Here is a 25,197-nt window from a genome sequence, read left to right as displayed (position 1 = left end):
AGATAATGATAAAAAATGTCAGAAGAATTTGAAATACGGAATAAAGTTGCAGAAAGCGGCCTTATCAATTTTGACCTTGCCACTTTACTTCCAAAAGGGGAAAGAAAGGGAATTGACCTGAAAGATTTTCTTTTCCAGGAAATGATCCTGAAAGAAAAAGATTTCCGCGAAAAGGTAGAGGCTATAGACACTGAACAATATAAAGATTCATACATATACATCTATAACTCTGTTGATACGATTATCCCACTTTGGGCTTATTTTGTATTGACAGCAAAACTTACAGATGTGGCTAAAAAAATAGTCTTCGGAAGTCGTGAGGATCTTGATGTTATTTTAATGCATAATGCTATTCAAACTCACGATTTTGAAGAAATGAGAGGAAAAAGAGTTCTGGTAAAAGGCTGCTCTGATAAAGACATTCCGGAAAATGCTTACATAGAACTGGTTGAACAGCTAAAACCTATTGTAAAATCTCTGATGTTTGGAGAAGCATGTTCCAACGTTCCTATCATTAAAAACTAAGTCCTTCTGAAACTCCTTCAGAAACTTTAACAATAATTATGAGAGGCGGTCATTTTGTGAGGCATATTTTTTGATAACTTTGGTTCACTTAATACTTAATAAACACAAACAATGAGTTTAATTGACCTACTTACAGGGAACACCAGCAACCAGGTTGCTGAGCAGGCTGAAAACAAATTCGGGATCAGCAAAAATCAGGTTATCGCTTTATTAGCTGTAGCTACTCCCCTTATTATTTCTTATCTTAGAAATAAATCCCAGGATGCTAAAGAAGCAGAAGCTTTAAATAGTGCTTTAGATAAAGACCACAACGGAAGTATTTTAGATGACGCTTCTCAAATCGAATCAAGACAAGCTGAAGGCGGATCTATTCTTGGTCATATTTTTGGTGATCAGAAAAGCAATGTTGAAAATCAGTTATCACAGAATACCGGGATTTCAATAGACAAAATAGGACCTATCCTTGCAATGCTTGCACCTGTAGTAATGGGTTATATCGGGCAGCAGAAACAGCAGAGTAATGTAGGAGCTGGCGGCTTAGGAGATCTTTTAGGAGGAATCCTTGGGAATGCTTCTAATCAGGCACAAGCACAACAGTCTAATCCTTTGAATGACATTCTTGGAAGTGTTTTAGGAGGAGGCCAATCTCAATCATCAGGAAATCCTCTGAACGATATACTGGGAAGTGTATTGGGCGGTGGTGGAAACCAACAACAAGGCGGCGGCGGATTAGGCAGCATCCTTGGAAACATTCTTGGAGGTAAATAATTAATTTAATTTTCATAAAAAAAGACCGGAGATATGATCTTCGGTCTTTTTTATTTGGATTACTTTTTAGATTTTTCTTCAGAAGCTGCAAAAGATTTTGATGCCTTCTTAGGCCTTCTTTTCCCGTAACTTCCGGAATTAATTTTCCCTCTTCTTGATTTTTTGTCTCCTTTTCCCATAGTAACATGTATTTGTTGGTATTACGAATTTAAAAAAAACAGATGTAAAATCCAATTAATGAAGCTGTTAAAGTTTTATAAATTAACAAGGGAAGCTGGAGGAGGGATGTTGGAAGTTACTATTAGGTTACCATTTTCAATTCTCTATTATCATATCAATTATCTTTACTTTAATGCTTGTTAAATAAAGACTAGCTTAAATACTTCAGACTGCTGGTATTCCCTTCTTCCAGCTTCCATCCTCCATCTCTCCTAAACTTTTATCGTCTTCCATTTTCCTTTTTTAAACAAAATAAAGGCAACAATGGTGATCAGGGTTTCTGCAGCAGGTATTGAAATAAAAACTCCTTTTGGACCCATGTCAAGGTATTTGGATAAAAAATAAGCCAGAGGAATCTGAAACAGCCAGAATCCAAAAAGATTAACCCATGTAGGCGTCCAGGTATCCCCCGCTCCATTGAATGCATTGATCATCACCATCCCGATTCCATAGAAAATAAAACCTACACTCATAATCTGAAGGGCATTTTTAGCAAAATCTTTAATGGCGGCTTCCTGAGTGAAAAAGCCTACTAAAAAATTCCCCATAAAAAGAAAGATCAAGCTTACAGTCAACATAAAGATGACGTTATATTTCACGGTTTTCATCACCGACTGTTCTGCTCTCAGCATTTCATTGGCTCCCATGTTTTGTCCTACCAGCGTAGATGCAGCATTACTCAGTCCCCATGCCGGAAGCATAAAAAACATCATCAGTCTTAAGGCTGTCTGATAACCTGCCGATGCGTTTTCTCCCCCGGTTGTCGCTACCAATTCTGCAAGAAAAATCCAGCTGCATGAAGCGATGACAAACTGAAAAATTCCGGGAGTTGCAATTTTTATTATGGATTTGATTAATCCATAATTAGGTTTAAAATAAGGAATCCTTATACGAATTTGTGTATCGGTAACTAAAAGATGATACAACTGATAAATAACTCCTATGCTGCGCCCTATTGTTGTTGCCAAAGCAGCTCCTGTTAATCCCAAAGCAGGAACAGGGCCTAACCCTTTTATCAGAATCGGACAGAGAATGATATTGGCAATATTCGCTATCCATAAACTTTTCATAGCAATCATCGCATTTCCGGCTCCCCTGAAAATACCATTAATTAAAAATAAAAGCATGATAATCGTACTGCTCCCCATCATAATTCTGATAAAATCCTTTCCATAGGCTGCTGCTTCCGGCTTTGAGCCCATCAGAATAAGAATTTCTTCAGCAAATATTACTCCCAGTAAGCTTAAAATAAAAGTTATAACAAAGGAAACGAGCAATACCTGTGCAGCACTTCTGGAAGCCTGTTCCGGATTTTTCTCACCAATTCGTCTTGCTACCAAAGCTGTTGCCGCCATACTCATCCCAATCGCAATAGAATACATCACCGACAGTACAGATTCTGTAAGTCCCACCGTCTGAATAGCAAAACCACTTTCTTTCAGATGACCGACAAAATAGAGATCAACAAGGGCAAATACGGATTCCATAGCCATTTCCAGCATCATAGGAATAGCTAAGAGCAGCACAGCACTTCTGATATTCACTTTCGTAAAATCAGTTTCCTCACCACTGAATGCTTTTTTCAAAAATTCAATATATTTTGTCATTTCGTAATTAATAATTTAGATAATCCCAAAATTACAAATCCAATTATTAGAAAAACTTAGCAATTGGTAATAAAATTTAATTTAGATTTGTATATTCTTAAAAATTATCCTTATGAAAAAAATAATCTCTACTACTTTTCTATTGGGAATGTTACTGTCTGGCAGCATGCTATCTGCTCAGAAGATGAGTCAGGAAAAGATGAAAGCCATTTATTCTGATGATGTAGCAACATTTAAAAAACAGTTTACACCGGGAGATTACAACAAATGCTTCCTCGTGGGAGATATCCTTTATTCACCTCTTGGTTTTAGTGTAATGTCCGACAGAAAGAACATTATTAATTTTCTTCTGGACAACAAGGCGAGTGTAAACAAAAAATGTCAGAACAGAACCCCTCTTGAAGTAGCTGATGAAACTAAGGGCAGCGAAGAAGTAAAGAAAATTCTGATTGCAAAAGGAGGCAATAGAAATTAAAAAAACCTAAAAACAATATATGAAACTTCCGAAAGGAAGTTTTTTTTATTTATAAAACCTGCAAAAATCTTATCTTTGCCAACGAAAAATTCAAGGTTCGGAATTGAACCTTAAACATTGAACTTTAAACAAATAATTATGTTTCGATCACACACCAACGGAGAGCTATCTCTGAAAAATCTGAATGAAGAAGTTACACTATCAGGATGGGTACAGACTATCCGTGATAAAGGATTTATGATTTGGGTAGATCTTCGAGATCGTTACGGAATTACCCAGCTGGTTTTTGACCAGGACCGCTCTTCTGCACAATTGATGGAAGAAGCAAAAAAACTGGGCCGTGAATTTGTGATTCAGGCTACCGGAAAAGTTATTGAAAGAGTAAGCAAGAACCCTAATATCCCAACAGGGGAAATTGAAATTCTGGTAGAAAAACTGACTATTCTGAACGACTCTCAGCTTCCTCCTTTCACTATTGAGGATGAAACAGACGGCGGTGAAGAATTAAGAATGAAATACCGTTACCTGGACATCAGAAGAAATCCGGTAAAAGATAAACTGATTTTCCGTCACAAGATGGCACAGAAAGTAAGAAATTACTTATCTGAGGAAGGTTTCATTGAAGTAGAAACTCCTGTTTTGATCAAGTCTACTCCGGAAGGCGCAAGAGACTTCGTAGTACCAAGCAGAATGAATCCGGGACAGTTTTATGCATTACCACAGTCTCCACAGACTTTCAAACAGCTTTTGATGGTAGGTGGAATGGATAAATATTTCCAGATTGTAAAATGTTTCCGTGACGAGGATTTAAGAGCCGACAGACAGCCGGAATTTACACAGATCGACTGTGAGATGGCTTTTGTAGAGCAGGAAGATGTCATGAACGTATTCGAAGGAATGACTAAAACGCTGATAAAAGATATTACTGGTCAGGAATTCGGAGCTTTCCCAAGAATGACTTTCGCAGATGCGATGCAAAAATACGGAAATGACAAACCGGATATCCGTTTCGGAATGGAGTTCGTAGAATTGAATGAACTGGTAAAAGGAAAAGACTTTAAGATATTTGATGATGCAGAATTGGTTGTCGGAATCAATGTAGAAGGATGTGCAGAATATACGAGAAAACAAATCGACGAGCTTGTTGATTGGGTAAAACGTCCTCAGATCGGGGCTTCAGGAATGGTTTGGGCAAAATTCCAGAATGACGGAGTGAAAACCTCATCGGTAAACAAATTCTATAACGAAGAAGATTTAGCAAAAATTATTGAAAAATTCGGAGCAAAAGAAGGAGACTTAATGTTGATTCTTTCCGGAAACGAAAATAAAGTAAGAGCTCAGCTTTCAGCGTTGAGAATGGAACTTGGAAACCGTTTGGGACTAAGAAAAGGAAACGAATTTGCGCCACTTTGGGTAGTTGATTTCCCTCTATTGGAATTTGATGAAGAAAGTGGACGTTACCATGCAATGCACCACCCTTTCACATCTCCAAAGCCGGAAGATATCCACCTGCTGGAAACCGATCCAGGAAAAGCAAGAGCCAACGCTTATGATATGGTTTTGAACGGAAACGAAATCGGAGGTGGATCTATCAGAATTTTTGACAGAGATCTTCAGTCTAAAATGTTCGATTTATTAGGATTTACCAGAGAAGAAGCAGAAGCTCAGTTTGGATTCCTGATGAATGCATTCAAATACGGAGCTCCGCCACACGGTGGTTTGGCATTCGGATTTGACCGTTTGGTAGCTATTCTTGACGGTAACGAAGTGATCAGAGATTATATCGCTTTCCCTAAGAACAATTCAGGACGAGATGTAATGATTGATGCACCTGCTTCGATTGCTGATGCACAGCTCGACGAATTAGAATTACAATTAAATTTAAAAGCATAAATGTAAAGCGGGGTATTTGCCCCGCTTTTTTTATATTCAAATTTCAGTAACCTTTAATGTGTCAAAGCTTTACACTGACAACATTATTCTCCAAACAATATTCATGAAATAACATTATTCAAGGTTCATATTATTATAAAATTCAGCAAAATTTATTAATTTATCAACAAAACAGACGTAATATTAGTATAATATGCAATTTTACATTCTATATCAAATATTCGTGAAATAACTTAATTTTAAATTTAATAGTAAAAAATAAAACGTTACAAGACAATAAACGAAATTAATACACAAATAGAATAAAAACACAATAAAACAATCAATATATTATGTTGTATTCAAGTATAATATATTATCAATATATTTACAACATACAGCTGGGTTATAATGATGATTTAATCAAAATTAGGACTTAACTTATTTTGTAATCTTTTGCGTAGGGTAATACTATAGCTGTTCATATTTTACAACCTGATCACCAAACCAAAATTAAATAATATGAAAAGCAAACTATTACTATTATCAGGATGCCTTGTTTTGGCACTGAATTCATGCAGGTCGGATATTGAAAATGCACAGACAGATTCAATGGAGCCAACAACAGAGAACTTAGCCAACACAAAAATTCACAAGTTATTAATTGACGGAAAATACACCTATGTCAATGAAATCAATGGAGAATATTTTTATGCAGAAGATATTACGATTAGCCCAGAACAGTTTAATACATTACAAAAGCAGGCCAATCCTGAAACATCTACAGCAGAGAAAAGCACCATTGTAAGCTCTTTTATAAAGACATGGCCGAATGCAACCGTCTATTATACATTACCCAGCCAGGGAAGTCTGAGCACACAGAATTACAATACGTTCCTCACCAATATCAACAAGGCGTTTGATATGATTTCTTCTCAAACCAGTATGCAGTTTGTTGAACGTACCAATCAGACAGAATATATCACCTTTACTTATACAACCACCAACAGTTCTCCACTTGGATGGCAGAAAAACAGAGTTAACGGTATTAAAATTTATAATACCACGTATCCCGCAATTATTGCTCACGAAATAATGCACTCAATGGGAATCATGCATGAGCAGTGCCGCCCGGACAGAGATCAGTACATTATTGTAGATGTTAACAAAGCCGTAGAAGGAAGTCGTCACAACTTCAATCTTTACAATGATTATGCAGGACATGGTGCGTTTGATTTCGGATCAGTCATGATGTACCAGTCTACAGACTTTGCTATAAACGCAAGCCAACCGGTAATGACTAAGCTGGACGGATCAACATTTACCAAGCAACGAACAGGATTGTCTGCTGGTGATTATGCCGGAATCAATTATTTGTATGGACCAGTTAATGCCACTTCTGCAATCAATGGAACTTATACCATGACAACAGCTTTAGCGAATGATAAAAATTTAGATATTTCCGGAAGTTCCACTACAGATGGTACCAGCATCATTCTGTATTCAGCGTCTACAGGGAATAACCAGAAATTTACTTTCAGTAAGTCTGATCATGGATATTATATCATCAAATCCATATTGGATCCTACAAAAGTATTAACCGTAAAAAGTAACGGAACAACAAATGGAACCGCTGTTGAATTAAGAACCAATTCCAATACAGATGCTCAGAAATGGTTATTATTCAATTTAGGAAATAATGGTTTTGGATTCGCTCCCAAGAATGCACCGGCATTGAGATTAGAGGTAAAAAATGGTACTACAACCAATCTTACTCCTATTGTAATCGGCACTACGGACCAGACAGTTCAGCCTTCTACAAAGCAGCGTTTTATACTTACAAAAGTTAACTAAACTTTTTTCATACCAATAAAGAGGTTAGAAATAAATTTCGGAATAATTCGGGACGAAATGTAATGATCGACGCACCTGTTTCTATTCCAGATGCACAGCTTGACGAACTGTAATTACAATTAAATTTAAAAGCATAAATTTAAAGCGGGGTATTTGCCCCGTTTTTTATATCTCAATAGAAAATTACAGATGAATAAATCAGAGGAAAAGACAAGTAACCCACTCCTGAAAAACAAAAAATGGACACCGTGGAACATCGCCATCGCCATCATCTGTTTGGTTGGTCTTTTTTTCTTATTTCACGGAATCGGCTATTCAAAATATAATGATAGTTTAGATTTTAAAGGGGGTTATTTTGTAATCGGAATTCTTATTCTTGCTCCTGTTTATTATTATATTCATTCGATTATTGAAAGTGAAAAAGGATTTCCACTAGAAAATTTCAATAAAGACCTTATCATTCAGGATATAAAAAGGTACAAAATATGTGGCCATGTAGATTTGAGAAATGCTATGATAGAAAATTTTGTTTTTGGTGTAGGAAAAGACCAAAATGATTATGTTAATATTTTTTACAACAAAACAGGTATTGAATTTGTAAAAACCAAAATCACCGTAGAATATACGGAAGAGAACTCTACCCGCTTGCTTACAGCATTTACCAATGTTGATAAGCTAACTTTAAAAGAAATTTTTAAGAATCAGTACCTTTCAACAACGGTCTACTTTGATAAATATATTCCCGGAAATTACTATCTTGATCTTGAGTTTATTCAAAACTGAAAAAAATAAAAGCGGAACTCAATCCCGCTTTCTTTATTTGTAAAAATCATTTCATTTTTATCATCTGCTCTCTTCCTGGCCCGGTCGAAAGATAGACCACCGGAATTCTCAATTCTGCTTCTAAGAATGTCAGAAATTCCATGACTTCTTTTGGCAGTTCTGAAGGGCTTTTCATGCTAGAAAAATCGGCATCCCATCCGTTCATCCATTTCAATATTGGCTTTCCGTTTTCCGGAAGCAAACCTGAAACATTTACGATCTCTCCATTTTCCAGCTCATAATGGGTACAAACTGCTACGGATTTCAAGCCACTTAACACATCAGCTTTAGTTAAAACCAGCTGAGTTACACCGTTGATCATTACTGCATATTTTAAAGCAGGTAAATCCAGCCAGCCTGTTCTTCTCGGACGTCCTGTATTAGAACCAAACTCATTTCCTTTTGTTCTGATTTCCTCCCCTAATTCATCAAACAGTTCCGTAGGGAAAACTCCGTTTCCTACTCTTGTACAGTAAGCTTTAGCAATCCCAAAGATTTCACCGATCTTTTTCGGTGAAACACCTAATCCGCTGCTTGCTCCTGAAGCAGTGGTTGAAGAAGAAGTTACATAAGGATAGGTTCCATGGTCAATATCCAGCATCGCAGCCTGAGAACCTTCGGCTAATATTGTTTTCCCTTCTGCCAAAGCATTGTTCAGATATATTTCGGTTTCAGTACATCTGAATCTCTTCAGGAAATCTACCGCTGCAAAAAATTCATCGCTTATTTCCTCCAGAGAAGGAAGCGTCATTCCTCCTGCGGTCAACATTTTATAATCTCTTTCCAAAATATGCTGTACCCTGTTTTTAAAGTCCGGAGCAAACATATCTCCTACTCTTACATTCTGTCTTAAAATTTTATTGGAATAGGCCTGTGCAATCCCATTTTTGGTGGTTCCGATTGTGGTATAATCAGAACTCTCTTCCATAAAAACATCCAAAAGTTTATGAGTAGGTAATACAAAATGAGCTTTCAGCGAAATAATAATATTGTTTTCCGGTTGAACCGTTTCATCAAAGGTCTGGAGATTCAGAATTTCTTTTTTAAAACTTACAGGATCCAGAACCGTTCCCGTACCAATCACATTCTGCACTCCTTTCATAAAGATCCCCGAAGGAATCATTTTAAGCGTAATTCTGCGCCCATTTCTTTCTATGCTGTGCCCAGCGTTAGATCCGCCATTAAAACGTGCTGTAATGTCATAATTTTCACTGATCAGATCAATGAACTTTCCTTTTCCTTCATCACCCCATTGTAATCCTAATACAATATCCATATTCGTACTTTAAATTTTATGAAGCAAAGCTATGACAGTCAGATAGAAAGACCATTGCCATTTGACAAAAAGAGATTTATTGAGAAACTAGAAGCCAGATTTTAGAAGTTAGTAAACTTACAAACTCTATTACTCTCCCACTCAAAATAATATCATCTATCAATTATCATTTATCACTGATAATTCTAAACTATATTTCTTCTGATCCTACTTAAAGAAGAGGGTGTAACGCCAAGATAAGAAGCCAGCATAGATTGTGGAACTCTATTGGCAAGACCCGGATAATGATTTAAAAAATGAATATAGCGTGCTTTCGCATCCTGATTCAGCATGATACTGGCTACCTTCAGTTTATTCTCCACAACAAAAGCATGGATTCTGGCAAATAAAACCGGCCATACAGCAATTTTCTCTTCCAGAATTTTAAAATGTTTAAGATCTATCACCAACAAAACAGCATCGGTAATAGCTTCAATATCTTCATGTGCAGGAAGCTGATCTCTAAACCCCTGAAAATCTCCGATAAATCTCCCTTCATAGATGAAATACCGGGTAAAATCATCACCCAGCTTGTTATAATACAAAGATCGGAAAACACCTTTTTTTACAAAAGCAATTCTTTGGCTCACCTTTCCTGCTTCTACAAAAGGTTCTCCTTTCTTTACAGTGATTTCCTGAATGCCTTCAGCAATCAGAAGCTCATCCTGAGGATTCAGTGTTCCAAATTTTTTGATATAAGTAAAAAGCTCTTCCATATTTATGTTGTAACCACGGATTGCAGTAAGATAAAGGTATAAAACTAACTGATAAAAACAATTGTCATTTGGCAAAAAGCATTAAAAAAGGAACCGGAAGTTTTTTTAATAAAAAGTATATGGTTAAAACGGCTTTAAACACTGAATAATTTCAATATTTTTGCACGCAAAACTATTATCATGGACGAATCAGTCAAGCTACAGCTCTATTTTAAAGAAAATATAGAATGGGAAAATCAAAAATTTTTCTTTCGATACACATGGAAGAAGCATCTTACTGAACTTAAAAAGGCTATTATTTATACCGTAGTATGTCTTGTATTGGGCTTTTTACCTTTAAAGGCTATTGCACTGGGACCAGTTTCTATCATTTTTAAATATGGCAGTTTTCTATTTATCGGCTACATTATTTTACTTATTTATCAGTATTTCAACGCTAAAATCAAAACATTTAGCCTGATAGAAGAGCTCATTGAAAATCTTAGAAGAGAAGATGAAGTCAGCTTTATAACACTTTATCAGAATAGCATTACCATTAAAAATCCATTTACCACTATAAATTGTGTCTGGAGTAAAGTCACGTATAAAATTGTTGATCAATATCTTATTTTGAGTATGCTCAATGATAAAATCAATTTCGTTTTTACAGAGTCTGAATTTAAGGGGCAAGATTATACCATTTTATTAGATTTTCTTCAGCAGTATTCTAAAAAAGAAAATTAAGGATGATTGGATTAAAAAAACTCCCACATTATTGCAATGCAGGAGTTTATTAAAAAATTAAATATAATTATTGATTATAAACATGAATATCCCGTTGTGGAAAAGGAATTCCTATTCCCGCTTTATCGAGAGCTTCTTTACAACCGATGATTAGTTCTTCATTCATGGCCCAGAAGTTTTCAGTAGAAGCACTTACTCTTACCGATACATTCACGGCACTTTCACCCAATTCCGTCACCACTACCTGTGGAGCAGGTGTTGCAAGAGCATATTGATTATTCCTGATAACGTTCATCAAAATCTCTTTTGTCCTCCTAAGATCTGCATCATAAGCAACTCCAATATCCAATGATGTTCTTCTTGTTCCTAATTGGGTAAAATTGGTAATACTATTGTTTGAAACCACTCCGTTTGGAATAACGATCAATTGATTTTGCGGCGTGATCAGTTTTGTCTGAAAGATATCTATTGCATCTACAGTCCCGGAAACTCCTGAATTGGTGGAAATAAAATCGCCTATTTTAAAAGGTTTTAATAATAAAATCAATATTCCACCTGCAAAATTGGTCAGTGATCCCTGCAAAGCTAAACCTAATGCTAAACTGGCGGCACCAATCATTGCAACAAATGCTGAAGTCTGAACTCCCAGCTGAGTTACCACAACAATAAACAATAGAATATTAAGTCCCCAGCTGACAATATTTAAAAGAAAATGCTGAAGGGAAGCATCCATATTACGTTTTTTGAATGCCTTTTCCACCAGTTTTTTGATCATTCCTATCATCCAGGACCCAATCAGGTAAATTAATAATGCAGAAATAATTGCAGTAAAAATTCTTGGTGCCCATGAAATTGCTGAAGAAATTAATGTGTCCCAGTGCTGTTGAATCTTGTTCAGTTCTAAATCGTCCATTTTTGTATTGTATTTTTTTACTCTTAATATCAATGATGTATTGATATCTCCTGCCAGATTTAAAATGAAATTGAACAAAAGTATAATCCGCTTCAAAAAAGAAATTCACCTTACACTGTTTGAGTGAAAGTAAATAATATTATAGATTAAAATAGATTGAAAGCAGAACAGATTGTTTCAGCTTTACTCAATAATCATTCAGAAATTGAATCTTACAGGAAGAAATAATTTTTCGGTCATAGAATTACAAAAACGATACCGAAGTCCATTATTCGGAAATTAATATTGTGTAAACTTTTTATTGATTAATTATTTACTATCCCATTAAGGAAGTTTTGCGGCCAGACTTTCCGGAAGCATTTTTAAAATACAATAAATGATTTTCCACTTAAAATTCGGAACAATGGTAAAAGAATTTCCGGCATTTACAATGAATTTTGCCACATAATCAGGCTCCATAATCAACGATTCGTTCAACTCAAGCCCTTCATTGATCTTTGTTCTGATATAACCGATGACTAAAGCATTTACAATAATATTACGGGAAGCCAACTCTTGTCTCAACCCGGCAAGAAACTGTGTAAACGCAGCCTTAGTACTTCCATAGACAAAATTACTTTTTCGTCCTCTCACTCCGGACAAGGAAGAGAGACCTATAATTCTTTCAAGGTTTTTATTGTTTGTATCCATAGCAATAATGCTTAAGATAGAAACTCCTCCCATATAATTGACTTCCATCATTTGCTTTGCTCCTCTGAAATCAGTCAAAGCTTTTTGATTATCTACTAAGAACCCTGCAGCATATACCACGATATGAGGTTTTATGGAAAGATCAGAATAAAATTTATGATGAGAATCAAAATCTGCTGCATCAAAATATAAAACAGTAATTTTTGAACGGTCAAGATGATTTGAATGAATGAAATCTTCCAGAGAGGCCGTATTTCTGGAGGCTGCAATTACTGCAAACCCCTTTTCTACATATTGCTTAATACATTGTTTTGCCACATCCGAATTGGCACCCAGAATAAGAACTGTTTTATTTGTGTTTTGATTCATATAGCAAAGATAATTTTTTTATTAAACACTCTTTTCACTAATTGTTTTGACAAGTGGAAACAAAGACTTCTCAACTTATTCTATATAAAAAATTGCGGCGGGTGAACTTTGTTCACCCGCCGCATCTCAATATCTTCAGACTGAATTATTTCTTTTCTTCAGTTGCTGTTTCTTTTTTGTCATCAGTAGATTTTGCTTTATCTCCAAAACGGGATTCTGTCATTTCTCTGGAAACCGCTGCTTTTTCGAATTTCAGTTTTCCGGATAATGTTTCGATCACAAAACCGTCATCCTGAACCTGAGCAATTCTTCCGTGAAGACCAGATGTAAGAACTACTCTAGTTCCTACTTTAAGGTTTTCCTGAAAGGTTTTCTCCTGCTTTTGTTTTCTCATCTGAGGTCTGATCATCAGGAAATAAAACCCAACAAACATTACTCCCATCATGATCAGCATCATAGGTGAAGATCCACCTGCTGCCTGTAAAAATAGTGTCAACATATTTTAAATATTATGGTTGAATGTTCGCCGTGAACGTTAATCTGATTGGAGCTTTTTCTACGTTTGCAAAAACGTCTGCATACTTCTGCACGTTTCCGTCAAAGCTTGAAGAATCAAAATGCAATGTAACTTTTCCTTTTTTACCAGGCATAATTGGCTCTTTTGTAAAATCAGGAGCTGTACATCCGCACCCTGGCTTCACTTCAGAAATGATCAATGGATTTTTACCCGTGTTGGTAATTTCGTATACATGCTGTACTTTATCTCCTTTTTTGATTTTTCCAAAATCGAAGCTGTTTTCAGATAAAGCAACAGAAGTAGATGGTTCGTTAGAAACCGGAGCAGCTGCTTCACCAGTTACAGGTGCTGCTGCAGAATCAGTGGTTACCGGAGCTGCAACAGATGCTGAATCTGTAGTTGCAGTTTCAGTACTTTGAGTTTCTTTGTTTTCTTTTTTACATGAAACTAACCCAAAGCCTATAATAGACAAGGCGATAATTGATAACGTCTTTTTCATTTTATATTCTATTTTGATCTTTACAATATTTATCTAAAATACCATTGATGAAGATATTGGAACGGTCTGTAGCAAATACTTTTGCAATTTCAATATATTCATTAATGATTACTCTTGAAGGGGTGAAAGCAAAGTTATCAAGCTCTGCAATTGATGTAGACAAAATTACTTTGTCCATTAGAGAAACTCTTTCCAGATCCCAGTTTTCTAATCTTTCTTCCAGTTTTTTTTCATTGTTTTCCCAGTTATTCAGGGTATCTCTCAACAATTTTGCAGCGAATGTTTTGTCTTCTTCATCTTTAATCATTTTGATCAAAGTTCTGCTTTCTTCATCTTCTCTCAGGAAACCGATTGTTTTTTGTACCATTGAATTGGCGATATGGATATCATCATACCATGAAAGTTCCTTATCTCCTAAGTAGTCATGAAAATCTTCATTTTCAGCAATATATCTTAAGAATAGCTTACCAATAAATTTCTGATCTTCTTCAAAAGAGTATCCTTCTTCTTTCATGAAATCCTGATAACGTTTTCCAGCCGTTATTCTCTGGAAAGTCTTCACCAATAAATCATCATGCATATCCCATTTCAATTGCTTGTGCTGGCCTGTAAAGAATAATCTTTCAGGATTTTCTTCAAGTTTAAGCAATACCTGGTTGTTGATGAATTTTTGGTTAGGATTAATGTCAGCATCAGTTTTAAGAAACTTATTCTTACCAATTTCGATCTGGTTCTCTGCCAAATCTTTCAGACCCACCAAAAAGTTGAGCTGATAGATGTATAGATAATAGATTTTCTCTATCCCGGCAAACATGTTTTTCTCTAAAACATCAAATTTTACAGGATTTTGGTAGTAAGAATACACTGTCTGTACTACTTTTTCACGGATTTGTCGTCTTCCTAACATTCAAAGAGCTTTTTTATGGGTGCAAAGATACAAAATTTAAAATTGATGAAATTCGTAGTGTGATGACATTTTTGTAATTTTGTGAAACTATATGAAAGCGCTAAAAACCTTAAACCCCTATTTTTGGAAACACAAAATGCTGTTGTTTTGGGGGGTACTATTTATCATTGCCAGTAATTTCTTCAATATATATAAGGTCCAGTTTGTAGGAAAATCTGTGGATGAACTTACAAAAAGTGGAAACCTTGGTTTTAATAATCAGGTTCTGATTTATGTTGGAATTATTGTAGGATGTTCACTTCTCACCGGAATTTTCACCTTTATGATGAGACAAACGATTATTGTTGCTTCCAGAAGGATAGAATACGAGCTTAAAAATAAAATCTACAGACATTATCAGGATTTATCTTTAACGGACTATAAGCAGACAACCATCGGAGATTTAATGAACAGATTAAGTGAAGATGTTGTGGCAGTAAGAATGTATCTTGGTCCGGGAGTTATGTATGTGGCCAACTTGATTGTTCTTGTAGTGATCACGGCTATTTATATGGTGAAAACGGATGCTTCGATGACGTTATGGACTTTACTTCCGCTTCCCATTTTATCTTTTGCTATTTATAAGGTAAGTTCAATTATCAATAAAAAATCGAAGATTATGCAGAAAAGCCAGTCTGCGATTTCAACTTTCGTTCAGGACAGCTTTTCGGGAATTCGTGTGGTAAAATTCTTCGCCAGGGAGAAATATATTGAAAAAAACTACGGAATTAAGGTAACGGATTATCAGAACAAGGCTTTGGATCTGGCCAAAACAGAGGCTTATTTCTTTACGATTATTCTTTTTGTTATCGGATTATTGAATGTAGCGATCATCTGGATCGGAGGTACCAAATATATTGCCGGAGAATTGAGTATTGGTAAAATTGCAGATTTCTTCATGTACATCAACACTTTGATTTTCCCTTTCTCTATGGTAGGATGGGTAACTTCTGTGAACCAGAGAGCTGAAGCATCAATGCAAAGGATCAATGAATTCATGGATAAAAAATCAGAGATCATTAATACTCATTTTGAAAATTACCCTATCAAAGGTGACATCGAGTTCAGGAATGTTTCTTATGTGTATCCTAATACGGGAATCAAAGCGCTGGATAATTTAAGCTTTAAAGTAAAAGCCGGAGAATCGTTAGCTATTATGGGGAAAACCGGAAGTGGAAAATCCACAATTGCCTTACTGTTGTGCCGATTAATAGATCCTACCGAAGGGGAAATTTTAATAGACGGTAAAAACCTTAAAGAACATAATCTGAACAACTACAGAAACTTTATCGGGTATATTCCTCAGGAGAGTTATTTATTCTCTGATTCTATAGAAAATAACATTGGTTTTGCCATTGATCATCCATCTCATGAGAAAGTAGTAGAATATGCAAATATAGCAGATGTTCATAAAAATATTGTTGAGTTTAAAGAGCAATATAAAACACTTGTTGGTGAACGCGGAGTAATGCTTTCGGGAGGCCAAAAACAAAGAATATGTATTGCAAGAGCCTTAATTAAAGACCCTAATATCATCATTTTTGACGATTCTCTATCTGCTTTAGATACCGAAACAGAGCAGAATATTCTGGAAAATATTGATAAAAAAATAAGTAACGCAACGTCCATAATTATCACACACAGAGAGTCTAGCGCTCAAAAAGCGGATCAAATTCTCAACCTTACGGAAATTACCAATTCTGTAACTGCTTAGCCATTTCGTTCTCAATTGTTAAATAAATCATAAAAAAAATTTTGTGATTAAAAGAATTCTTTTATATTTGTTCTTAACAAGATTAAAAAATATCTAACAATGAGTGAATACAAGGAACGCCATGAAAATGAAATTTTCACTAAGGTGTTAAAAGCAGGGAGAAGAACTTATTTCTTTGATGTGCGCGAGACGAAAGCAGGAGATTATTATCTTACAATCACTGAGAGTAAGAAGAATTTCGGAGAGAATGGGGAAGCTACATTCGAGAAGCATAAAATTTACCTTTACAAGGAAGATTTTAAGAGTTTCCAGGAGATGTTTAATGAGTCCACAGATTTCATCATTAATGAAAAGGGTGAGGATGTAATTTCAGAAAAACATGACAAAGACTTCAAAAGCAAATCTTTCACAATTGATTCTGACGACGAAGTTTAAAAAAGAATATCTAAAAACACAAGCATCTGAAAAAGATGCTTTTTTTATGCCTTACAATCAAAACATAAAAAAACGGGCTAAAGCCCGTTTCTATTGAATATTATAATTTCTTATTTTACAGATACTATTTCTTTAGATTCCTCTTTATGTAAAGAAGGTGATTTCAGGAAACTGAATAATACTTCCGGCAGCTCATTTTTACAAGGATCAGCATTTCTGTTATTCATGTTAATTACATTATTGGTAACATTGGCCGAAGAAAACATTACAATACCTCCATCTTTTCTAAGCGTAGCCAATTCTTCATTCTTAGTGCTTGGATCAAAATTTCCGAAACACATTACATTATTTCGGGTTTGCAAAACCGGAAACTTTTCAGCAGTAATCCCTGATAACACATTTCCGTTCAGTTTAAATAATTTATAATCTCCGTCAAAGTTTCTGTGAGCGATAATTTCAGCAGCACCATCAGCATCAATATCACCAACAGCAAGACCCTTCCAGTCTGAGGCTGAACCCCAGTTTGTAAATTCAGTAATTTTTGTAAGAACTCCACTATCACTTACACGATAAACATGGATACCATTATAGATGGCATTATTATCATCCGCATCCACAAGCAGTACCAATTCATCCTTACCATCTTTATCAAGATCGCCTGATGCCACTGCTTTGATTTTAGAACTTGCAGGTAGATTAAGTGTATTTACATACACTGATTGCATATCTGTTCCAACAAATTTGCTCACTCTAGCTTCTTTATTAAAATTTCTTACTGTGATAACATCATCTTTTCCACCGCTGATAAAGTTTCCTGCAGCAACACCTACCCACTCTGATTGAGCTCCCCATCCGGTATATCTTGCATGTTCCACGATGCTGCCATTTTCAATTTTCAATACATAAATACCATTTTCGTTGGCATCTGCATGATCATTTAAAGCTATGATCTCACTTTTATTATCTCCAAAAAAATCACCTGCAGCCAATCCTTTCCAGTTATTGGAACCACCATATACTTTACTGGTAGCCACCTGGCGAAAACCTCTGTCATGTGGTTCCAAAGCCTGCATCAACCCATCAAAATTTCTAATAACAACAAATTCATCGTCGTTATCTCCATCAAAATTACCGCTTGCAATTCCTCTCCAATCAGAATCTTCTCCATACTCATGATCTGTATTGACAGGTACAACTAAGTTTTCAAAATTTGATAAAAGTGCCCATGTTATAGAAGAATCAAATACCGTTATGTTACTATAATAATTCTTGGCAGCCTGTAAATCTGAAACTATCTGATATAACGTTTTATCATCATATTGCGATAAATATAGCCACAAATATGCAGTATAAGTACCGTATCGAGGAGTTACAGCAGGATCAGAGGTATTAATATTATACTTGATATTCCAATTCTCACCATTATAATTAACCCCATTTTTTATATGTAAAGGAGAGATATAAATATCTTTTGTCAACGTTTTAGTATAAGCATTGATATCTGCAGTGGTATAAATAAGGCTTCCATTGATTGAAATACCATACTTGTTGCATTCATAAGGAAAAGCAGCTGTTAAATCAGCATGGGAAATATCTTCACGCAGATCATCATGTTTCCAATAGGTCCAGACATTTGATCCCAAAGTAGAATTAAGTTGGGTATTTGATTTAATAAAATTAGCGATTTGATTAATCTGGATAAGATAATTGTTTTCACTCGTTGCTCTGTACATCTGCACCAACACCCTCCCAACAGAACTTTGCATATTATAAGGTAAAATTACCCCGGGAAATCCTATTGGCGGATTATTATCACTTCGCTCTTTATAATAACCTATAGTAGTAGATCCTGGTTCTGTATACCATTGATCTGCATGGTAATTAAGTGTTTCTTTTATTTTTTGGATAAGATCATTAGCAATTGTGATATAGTTTTGCCCCGCATAACGACCTGTTGGTGAATCATATGTTAAATTTTGAATAGCACTGTTATTTTTAACTATTGCAGCAAACTTAGCCATAGGATAGGTAATATTAGCACTATGTACCAGATGAGAATAAGGCAATCCTGTATCTGTTGTTGCATTGTAATGATTAGTAGACCAGGCAGCACCAGAAATATGGCGATAATCATAAATTATTGGATATCCCAGTGTCGGATTTCTCAGGTCATCTCTTCTGTCAATAGTATTTCCGATGCATTTAATTAAGGTTTCTGCATATTTTTTTTCAAGTGTTTTTTCATACATTAAAACCAATGCTTCCATATGAGCAGGCACCCCCCAGGCAAACTCAAGTTGATCCTGGCTTGTTGAATTGCCATCCCACTGGTCAAGACCTCTGGTATCAAAAAGACGCTTATAATAAGATTGGGAACTTGATTGAGAATAAGATTTTATTGCAAAAAGTGCAATAAGAATTGTAAAGAGTTTTTTCATGTTAATAGCTTTAATTAAGGTAATTTCAATGAGATTCTTTCTCACGATTCTGGTTGAACAAATATAAAAGTTTTAATCACCAATCATAGAATTTTTTTAACGAACTTTTAAATAACATTCTGTCTGTTGAAAAAAAAATGACAAGTACTAGGAGGAAAAATTTTTGAAAAAAAATAAAGCCTTTCAAAATTTGAAAGGCTAAAATATGGTAAGATTTATACGTAAATTATTTCTTAATAAATTTCTCCGTAATTACTTTATATTCCGTCATTACATTTAAAATATAGATTCCTGATGGAAATGTTGAAATATCTATTTTTGACTCTTTTGTTATTTTTATGAGTTGTCCTGATGTATTAAAGATTTCAACCTTTAAAATTTTATCATTGGTTTTTATATTTAAAATATCTTTAGCCGGATTAGGGTAAATTCTAAAATCATTAATTTTCAGTTCTGCTATGCTAAGATTTCCCATCAATTCATAAGCTCCAACATCTGGATTCCCCATACGAACCAGTCCCGTAATATCATCTGTTGGGGCATCTGTCAGCTGACCATAATTGATAGCAACACTATTGGGCTGTAATGACAACCCATCATCTGAAGTTTTTAAAATACCATCTGCTCCAAAAATATTTGTCTCATCTTTAAAATTTGGATTAATCTGGAATGTATTATTAGGATAGCCGTATAAAGAATTTTGGTTTGCCGAAGTATAAAAGCCTTGTGGCAGCTGAAATAGGTTATTATAGAAATAATTTTCTGCCGGCCAATCGTTATGATTTTTATAATCTGCTCCAGGCTGGCTATCCGTCCCATTAATATTACCCCAGAATATATTATTTTTCACAAAATTATTTCCCAAATAAGTAAAAAATCCTCCACCTCTTGTTCCTGTATTTTTGTAAATGGTATTGTTGATGACTTTATTATTTCCATAGTACAGAAAAATCCCTCCTCCCATGTAGTTTGAAATATTTTCGTAAAGTACATTGTTTGTAATAAGATTTGAACCTTTTTCAGTATAAATTCCACCACCACCGTAGTAATAAGTATCAATCTGATTGATACCCCCTTTATTTTTGCCGATCACATTTTTACTGATAATATTGTCTACTCCCAAAACGGCATATATACCTCCTCCATCGCCAGTAGCAGTGTTATCATGAATATAGTTATTGGTAATGGTATTTGTTCCCTTAAAGACACTCACGCCTCCTCCATCATAATGCGCTTTATTATTATAGATTTCATTGTTAGAAATAATATTATTGCCGGTTGAAGTATAGATCCCTCCGCCTGAATAACCAGTGTTCATATAAATTTTATTATTGGAAATAATATTATTTCCATTAATAAAATAGATGGCCGGGCCTGCCAGTCTCGAAGCAACATTTCCGTTTACATTATTATTAACAGTACCCATTGCAAAACCACTGGCAATAGAAAATCCATCTAATTTTACACCAATTGCACTGGTACTGTTTCCGGAAAACAGCACAACATGATAGCAATTATCATTGACTGTTCCTAAAACACCTAAATCACCACTCAGGAGTGTTATATTACTGCTTATGTTTCGGTCAGTTAGTGATGTTTCTGTTCCACTGAAACCACCATATACAGAGATGCCATCTTTCAGATAAAATGTTTTATCCCGACTATCTGAAGGAGAAGTATTTCCCAAAGGATCTCTGGTAGGAAAATAAGTTCCACTGGCCACCCAGATTTCATCTCCAATCTGGCTGCTGTTTATTACTGTCTGTAAATCATTGCTTGCTGTAGACCATGAAGTATAAGGAGCAATGCCCGCATTAGAATTAGCATTCACATACCTTACCGTTGAAGAAATGAGTATAGAATTAAGTAAAAAAAGTAAAAAGTATATATTTTTCATCCCCGATTATGTTGATTATTAGCGTGCAAATATACTTTTAAAAGACATTATAAAAAAATTAACACACTAAAAAGTGGGATAACATTCTTATTTGTCTATTTTGATATCAAATAAAAAAGCACATTTTCATAAGAAAATGTGCTGATTTAGGGTGAATGAGGGGTCTCGAACCCCCGACCTTCGGAACCACAATCCGACGCTCTAACCAACTGAGCTACAATCACCGTTTTGTGAGTGCAAATATAGGACATTTTCCTCAACTACCAAACAATTCCATCAAAATTTTTCAAAGAAATTAACTTTTCAGAGGTAAAACCCTCAGCGTAAGCAACTCCCGATAATCGCCCTAAATCCTGTGCACGGTACGTCAAACTCTCATAAAAGTCTTTTGTGGTAATCGGAGTCTCGGGTTCCTTAGAAGTTGGATCATAAAACTGGGTTTTATAAGCCATACAAGCTTCCAATTTTATATTAAGATGTTCCGAGATATCAATGACAAATTCCGGCTTGATATCTTTCCACTGAATATAATGAAAAACATGCTTTGGTCTCCACACTTCCTGAGTCTCTCCCTCCAGTACAGTCTCGATTTTTCTCAATCCTGACAAGAAGCACGCATCCGACACTAATTTCGCTCCTTTTGCATGATCCGGATGTCTATCATCAATTGCATTAGCCAAGACGATTTCAGGACGGTATTTGCGAATCATTTTTACGATCCTCATTTGATATTCTTCAGAATTGGTAAGAAAGCCATCTTTCATTCCCAGATTCTCTCTTGCAGACAGTCCTAAAATTTTAGCGGCATCTGCAGCTTCAGCCTTTCTTGTTTCGTCAGTTCCTCTTGTTCCCAGTTCTCCTCTGGTAAGATCTACAACTGCACATTTTTTCCCTTCTGAAACCATTTTGGCAATAGTTCCCCCACACCCTAATTCTACATCATCAGGATGTGCTCCAAAAGCAAGTATATCAATTTTCATATAATCAAAGATAAGTTTAAAATAAAAACTTCCCAAACATTACGAATGGGAAGTTTTAATATCTATAATTCAAATTTTAAATTATTTATTGATCTCTGCATTTAATTTTACAGCGTCCTGGTAAGTAGGATCCAACTGTAAAGATTTAGCAACATAATCTTTTGCTTTAGCAACATCAGAGTCTTTGTTCATATAAGCTACTGCGAAGTAAGCATAAGCAAGAGTCTGTTTGTTTGCTTCCTGATCAGCAGGTTTTACTGTACTGATGAATTTCTCATAAGCCATTTTTGCTGCATCATTATTTCCTGCCTGTTGGTAAGAATATCCTTGGCTGTAATAAGCCGGAGCCCAATCAGGAAGTAGAGCTGACATTTTTTGCCATGTTGCAATTGCTCCGTTCCAGTTTTTAACATCCTGGTAAGCTGTAGCTAACTTAAATAGTGAATCAGAATCCTGATTATTAGCAGCAACCTTCTGTTTCAATGCTTCAATAGCAGGGTTAGTAGGCCCTTTGTCAACTTCTGACTGAGACACACCACCACCTCCAGCGATGTTAGCTAATTCAAGATCCCACTTCATGGTTTCATCTTTAGCCGCTTTTGCAATACCTACTTTTTGCTGAGCTTCTGTCATTAAAGCTGTTTTTTTAGCAGCATCCTTTTCATCTTTTGCTAAACCAGCTGCGATAAGTCCTTGTAATCCCTGGTCAGCTGGCTGTACTCTTGTTTTCTCAGCTTGAGAAACAAACGTATCCATATTTTGCTTTGCATCTGCATAATTTTTATCTGCATATGACTGGTAAGCTCTTAATTTGAACTTGATAGGGTCATCTATTTTGTCAAAGATTTTATCTAAAACAGTTTTAGAGTTTGCATAATCTTCGTTTGTGAAGTATAATTTTGCAATTTCTAATTGAGTATAAGGATCCTCATCAGCATATTTTGTATAGTTGATAAGGTCTTGAGTTGCTTTTGCATTCTGCTGATATCTGATATCATAACCAGCCAATGCTTTATATGCCGGAGCATAAGTAGCATCTACACCGATAGCTTTATCAATGTTTTGTTTAGCTTGCTGCCATTGTTGTGCTGCCATCCATAAAGTTGCCATTCTTGTATAAACGGAAGCTTTATTCTTAGCAGTAGGTAGTGCTTTATCATAAGCAGACATAGCCTCTCCCGGCATTCTTTTTAATCTGTAAGCATCTCCTAATGTATAATAGTAATGTGCAGGAACACCTTTTTTCTCAGCTTTTTCAATAGCTTTGGTCAAAAACTGGATCGCAAGATCAGGTGAACTGTTCTTTTCAAATAAAGTTAAAGCTTCTGCAGCTCTGAACAGAACTTCAGCATCTTTTTCTCTTGAATCAGTTACTACTTTCTGAATTTCGGATACAGCATTTTTATCGCCTTTACCTAATTTAACAGCAGCTAAACCGATTTTGTTAAGATAGCTTTTTGCATCAGCAGCTAATCCTTTGTTGAAACTTTCAGTTGCTTTAGCATAATCAGGCTCTCCTTGTCTTAAGAAAGTATTTCCCAAATAGAAGTAGTTGTCAGCTGTAGGCTCTTTAGCGATCATTTCAGTGAAATTTGTTTTTGCCTGAGCAAATTTATCACTGTCTATACTGTTGATACCATCCTGCAGTGTTTGTGCAGAGGCAAAACCGGTAAAAAATACCACGGCTGCTCCAAAAGCAATCTTCTTTACATTCATATTCATTATATCTTTCATTTTATATTTTCTAATAATTGAGTTTTATTCTACACAATTTTCAGACCAAATCAAAATTTTTAATAAGGATAAATTGTGAATTTAATATTTTTTAACGCATCTGCACCTCTCTCTTATAAATGTTATAAGGTTGCAGCCCTTCTTTCTGTACTACTTTCTGACCTAAATGGGTACATGAAAATCTTATAAATCCATTGGCAATATTAAAATTACCTTCATTAATAAGAAAATAAAGCACCCTTGTAAATGGATATTCCATGGTACGAAGTCCTTCAAAATCTGCATTGTAAAGTTTCCCTTTATTTACAACAGGAAGAACTTTAACCATTTCTCTCAATTTCTCTGAAGCTTTATCATAAGGACGGCTAAAAGTATTGAGCCCTACAACCCCTATTTTATTAGGATATTTTCCTAATTCCTCAATAATCTTCTGATTTCCCGGAATAATGGAAAATTGGAGGTCTTTTGGCTGTTTTTTAAATTTTTCAGCAACAAAATTCAGATTACTTGAGTTCGTTCCATCAAAGATAAATTCTTTTTTATCAGACATCAGCCCGGTGTTGATTTCCTCCATAGAGATACTTTCTTTCGGCGAGTCTTTAGGGACTACGAATACGACTGCATCTGCAGCAAATTTAGCAGGAAGAAACTTTAAATCTGTTCTTTCTTCGTATGTTTTTATTTCTTCAGGAGTAAGATTTCTGGACATTACTACCACCTTAGCACTCCCCTTCAAAAGATCAAGAAGTCCTAAGTCTTCTTTTTTAGTTTCTACTTTGATATGGGTGTCGGGGTAATTGATCATATAGCCTTCAGCTAATGCTTCTGTGACGCTTTGAAAGGATTCGTCAGTAAAAATTGTAAGATCACCTTTGTGATATGAAGGAGCGTTTCTCTCCTTTTTGCAGCTTGCAAGCATCATGCTCAAAGCAAAAATTATTACAAGCTTAAAACTATTCTTCATTTCTCGATTTTTTAATTCTTGAGATCGCCCTGTAAATTCTGAAAATACCATAAATAACCAATACCACACCTAATGCATAGGCAATGGCAGGTTCTAAGGTGGTAAAGAAGAATTTGTAGACAATCACTACAATTCCTAAAACGATATAAAACAATCCCGTAACCAGGGATAACCAATTGAACATCATGTAACAAAAATACCAAAA

The 25,197-nt window shown here is 35.3% G+C and carries 24 protein-coding genes and 1 tRNA gene; 9 read left to right on the top strand and 16 right to left on the bottom strand.

Translation table 11 applies throughout. The features are described from left to right. Positions 1–15 precede the first annotated feature (15 nt). Positions 16–525: a DUF2480 family protein gene (locus LKL37_RS10700; protein WP_431610570.1), complete on the top strand. Its 510-nt coding sequence runs from the start codon at positions 16–18 to the stop codon at positions 523–525. A gap of 111 nt (positions 526–636) precedes the next feature. After that, positions 637–1,293 carry a DUF937 domain-containing protein gene (locus LKL37_RS10695; RefSeq protein WP_431610569.1) on the top strand — a complete coding sequence of 219 codons (657 nt, stop codon included), beginning with the start codon at positions 637–639 and terminating at the stop codon, positions 1,291–1,293. 59 nt (positions 1,294–1,352) lie between these two features. Here LKL37_RS10695 and LKL37_RS10690 read toward each other — a convergent pair whose 3' ends face one another. Continuing rightward, entirely contained in the window at positions 1,353–1,472 is a 120-nt protein-coding gene (locus LKL37_RS10690) for a 30S ribosomal protein THX (protein WP_065119703.1), read from the bottom strand. 252 nt (positions 1,473–1,724) lie between these two features. After that, positions 1,725–3,119: an MATE family efflux transporter gene (locus tag LKL37_RS10685; protein WP_431610568.1), complete on the bottom strand. Its 1,395-nt coding sequence runs from the start codon at positions 3,117–3,119 to the stop codon at positions 1,725–1,727. Between the two features lie 112 nt (positions 3,120–3,231). Here LKL37_RS10685 and LKL37_RS10680 point away from each other — a divergent pair, with 112 nt between their 5' ends. From LKL37_RS10680 to LKL37_RS10665, 4 genes are all read left to right on the top strand, one after another. Next, on the top strand, positions 3,232–3,594 hold the full coding sequence (locus tag LKL37_RS10680) for a hypothetical protein (RefSeq protein ID WP_431610567.1): 363 nt from the start codon (positions 3,232–3,234) through the stop codon (positions 3,592–3,594). A 138-nt stretch (positions 3,595–3,732) separates the two neighbouring features. Further along, positions 3,733–5,487 carry an aspartate--tRNA ligase gene (aspS, locus tag LKL37_RS10675; RefSeq protein WP_431610566.1) on the top strand — a complete coding sequence of 585 codons (1,755 nt, stop codon included), beginning with the start codon at positions 3,733–3,735 and terminating at the stop codon, positions 5,485–5,487. A 501-nt stretch (positions 5,488–5,988) separates the two neighbouring features. After that, on the top strand, positions 5,989–7,320 hold the full coding sequence (locus LKL37_RS10670) for a M12 family metallopeptidase (protein ID WP_431610565.1): 1,332 nt from the start codon (positions 5,989–5,991) through the stop codon (positions 7,318–7,320). A gap of 189 nt (positions 7,321–7,509) precedes the next feature. Beyond that, positions 7,510–8,103, top strand: coding sequence for a hypothetical protein (locus tag LKL37_RS10665; protein WP_431610564.1), 594 nt, complete (start codon positions 7,510–7,512; stop codon positions 8,101–8,103). Positions 8,104–8,149: 46 nt separating this feature from the next. On the opposite strand, the gene LKL37_RS10660 is transcribed toward LKL37_RS10665, so the two are convergent. Together LKL37_RS10660 and LKL37_RS10655 are read right to left on the bottom strand one after the other, a co-directional pair. Continuing rightward, the gene (locus tag LKL37_RS10660) at positions 8,150–9,418 is read right to left on the bottom strand and encodes an adenylosuccinate synthase (RefSeq protein ID WP_431610563.1); all 1,269 of its coding nucleotides are present in this window, start codon (positions 9,416–9,418) and stop codon (positions 8,150–8,152) included. Positions 9,419–9,603: 185 nt separating this feature from the next. Continuing rightward, complete coding sequence (locus tag LKL37_RS10655; RefSeq protein ID WP_431610562.1) at positions 9,604–10,173, bottom strand: Crp/Fnr family transcriptional regulator; 570 nt, start codon at positions 10,171–10,173, stop codon at positions 9,604–9,606. Positions 10,174–10,353: 180 nt separating this feature from the next. Between LKL37_RS10655 and LKL37_RS10650 the strand changes: the two genes are divergently transcribed. Next, positions 10,354–10,896 carry a hypothetical protein gene (locus tag LKL37_RS10650; protein ID WP_431610561.1) on the top strand — a complete coding sequence of 181 codons (543 nt, stop codon included), beginning with the start codon at positions 10,354–10,356 and terminating at the stop codon, positions 10,894–10,896. A 67-nt stretch (positions 10,897–10,963) separates the two neighbouring features. Here LKL37_RS10650 and LKL37_RS10645 read toward each other — a convergent pair whose 3' ends face one another. From LKL37_RS10645 to LKL37_RS10625, 5 genes are all read right to left on the bottom strand, one after another. After that, positions 10,964–11,809, bottom strand: coding sequence for a mechanosensitive ion channel family protein (locus tag LKL37_RS10645; protein WP_431610560.1), 846 nt, complete (start codon positions 11,807–11,809; stop codon positions 10,964–10,966). Between the two features lie 324 nt (positions 11,810–12,133). Beyond that, the gene (locus LKL37_RS10640) at positions 12,134–12,868 is read right to left on the bottom strand and encodes an SDR family NAD(P)-dependent oxidoreductase (RefSeq protein ID WP_431610559.1); all 735 of its coding nucleotides are present in this window, start codon (positions 12,866–12,868) and stop codon (positions 12,134–12,136) included. Positions 12,869–13,013: 145 nt separating this feature from the next. Next, complete coding sequence (gene yajC, locus LKL37_RS10635) at positions 13,014–13,367, bottom strand: preprotein translocase subunit YajC (RefSeq protein WP_431610558.1); 354 nt, start codon at positions 13,365–13,367, stop codon at positions 13,014–13,016. 10 nt (positions 13,368–13,377) lie between these two features. Further along, on the bottom strand, positions 13,378–13,884 hold the full coding sequence (locus tag LKL37_RS10630) for a DUF1573 domain-containing protein (protein WP_431610557.1): 507 nt from the start codon (positions 13,882–13,884) through the stop codon (positions 13,378–13,380). A gap of 1 nt (position 13,885) precedes the next feature. Next, positions 13,886–14,791, bottom strand: a complete 906-nt coding sequence (locus tag LKL37_RS10625; RefSeq protein ID WP_431610556.1) for a transcription antitermination protein NusB — start codon at positions 14,789–14,791, stop codon at positions 13,886–13,888. 91 nt (positions 14,792–14,882) lie between these two features. Here LKL37_RS10625 and LKL37_RS10620 point away from each other — a divergent pair, with 91 nt between their 5' ends. Then, positions 14,883–16,544 (top strand): ABC transporter ATP-binding protein, encoded by a 1,662-nt coding sequence (locus LKL37_RS10620; RefSeq protein WP_431610555.1) that lies wholly within the window; start codon positions 14,883–14,885, stop codon positions 16,542–16,544. A gap of 99 nt (positions 16,545–16,643) precedes the next feature. Further along, complete coding sequence (locus tag LKL37_RS10615; protein WP_034701927.1) at positions 16,644–16,979, top strand: DUF3276 family protein; 336 nt, start codon at positions 16,644–16,646, stop codon at positions 16,977–16,979. 110 nt (positions 16,980–17,089) lie between these two features. On the opposite strand, the gene LKL37_RS10610 is transcribed toward LKL37_RS10615, so the two are convergent. The 7 genes from LKL37_RS10610 to LKL37_RS10580 form a co-directional block, all read right to left on the bottom strand. Continuing rightward, positions 17,090–19,417 (bottom strand): FG-GAP repeat domain-containing protein, encoded by a 2,328-nt coding sequence (locus LKL37_RS10610; RefSeq protein ID WP_431610554.1) that lies wholly within the window; start codon positions 19,415–19,417, stop codon positions 17,090–17,092. Positions 19,418–19,643: 226 nt separating this feature from the next. Next, complete coding sequence (locus tag LKL37_RS10605) at positions 19,644–21,314, bottom strand: T9SS type A sorting domain-containing protein (RefSeq protein ID WP_431610553.1); 1,671 nt, start codon at positions 21,312–21,314, stop codon at positions 19,644–19,646. A 149-nt stretch (positions 21,315–21,463) separates the two neighbouring features. Next, positions 21,464–21,539 (bottom strand) — tRNA-His (locus LKL37_RS10600). A 35-nt stretch (positions 21,540–21,574) separates the two neighbouring features. Next, positions 21,575–22,294, bottom strand: coding sequence for a bacillithiol biosynthesis deacetylase BshB1 (bshB1, locus tag LKL37_RS10595; protein ID WP_431610551.1), 720 nt, complete (start codon positions 22,292–22,294; stop codon positions 21,575–21,577). A gap of 81 nt (positions 22,295–22,375) precedes the next feature. Then, positions 22,376–24,028, bottom strand: coding sequence for a tetratricopeptide repeat protein (locus LKL37_RS10590; protein WP_431610549.1), 1,653 nt, complete (start codon positions 24,026–24,028; stop codon positions 22,376–22,378). 91 nt (positions 24,029–24,119) lie between these two features. Continuing rightward, positions 24,120–24,992, bottom strand: a complete 873-nt coding sequence (locus LKL37_RS10585) for a PstS family phosphate ABC transporter substrate-binding protein (RefSeq protein WP_431610548.1) — start codon at positions 24,990–24,992, stop codon at positions 24,120–24,122. Continuing rightward, entirely contained in the window at positions 24,982–25,179 is a 198-nt protein-coding gene (locus LKL37_RS10580) for a DUF308 domain-containing protein (protein WP_431610546.1), read from the bottom strand. The genes LKL37_RS10585 and LKL37_RS10580 overlap by 11 nt, the downstream gene beginning before the upstream one ends. Positions 25,180–25,197: the final 18 nt, after the last annotated feature.

The sequence above is a fragment of the Chryseobacterium sp. 'Rf worker isolate 10' genome (assembly GCF_050753305.1).
GTDB lineage: Bacteria > Bacteroidota > Bacteroidia > Flavobacteriales > Weeksellaceae > Chryseobacterium.
Note: the sequence above shows the minus strand (reverse complement) of the source record. Positions and strands in the feature narration are given on the sequence as shown.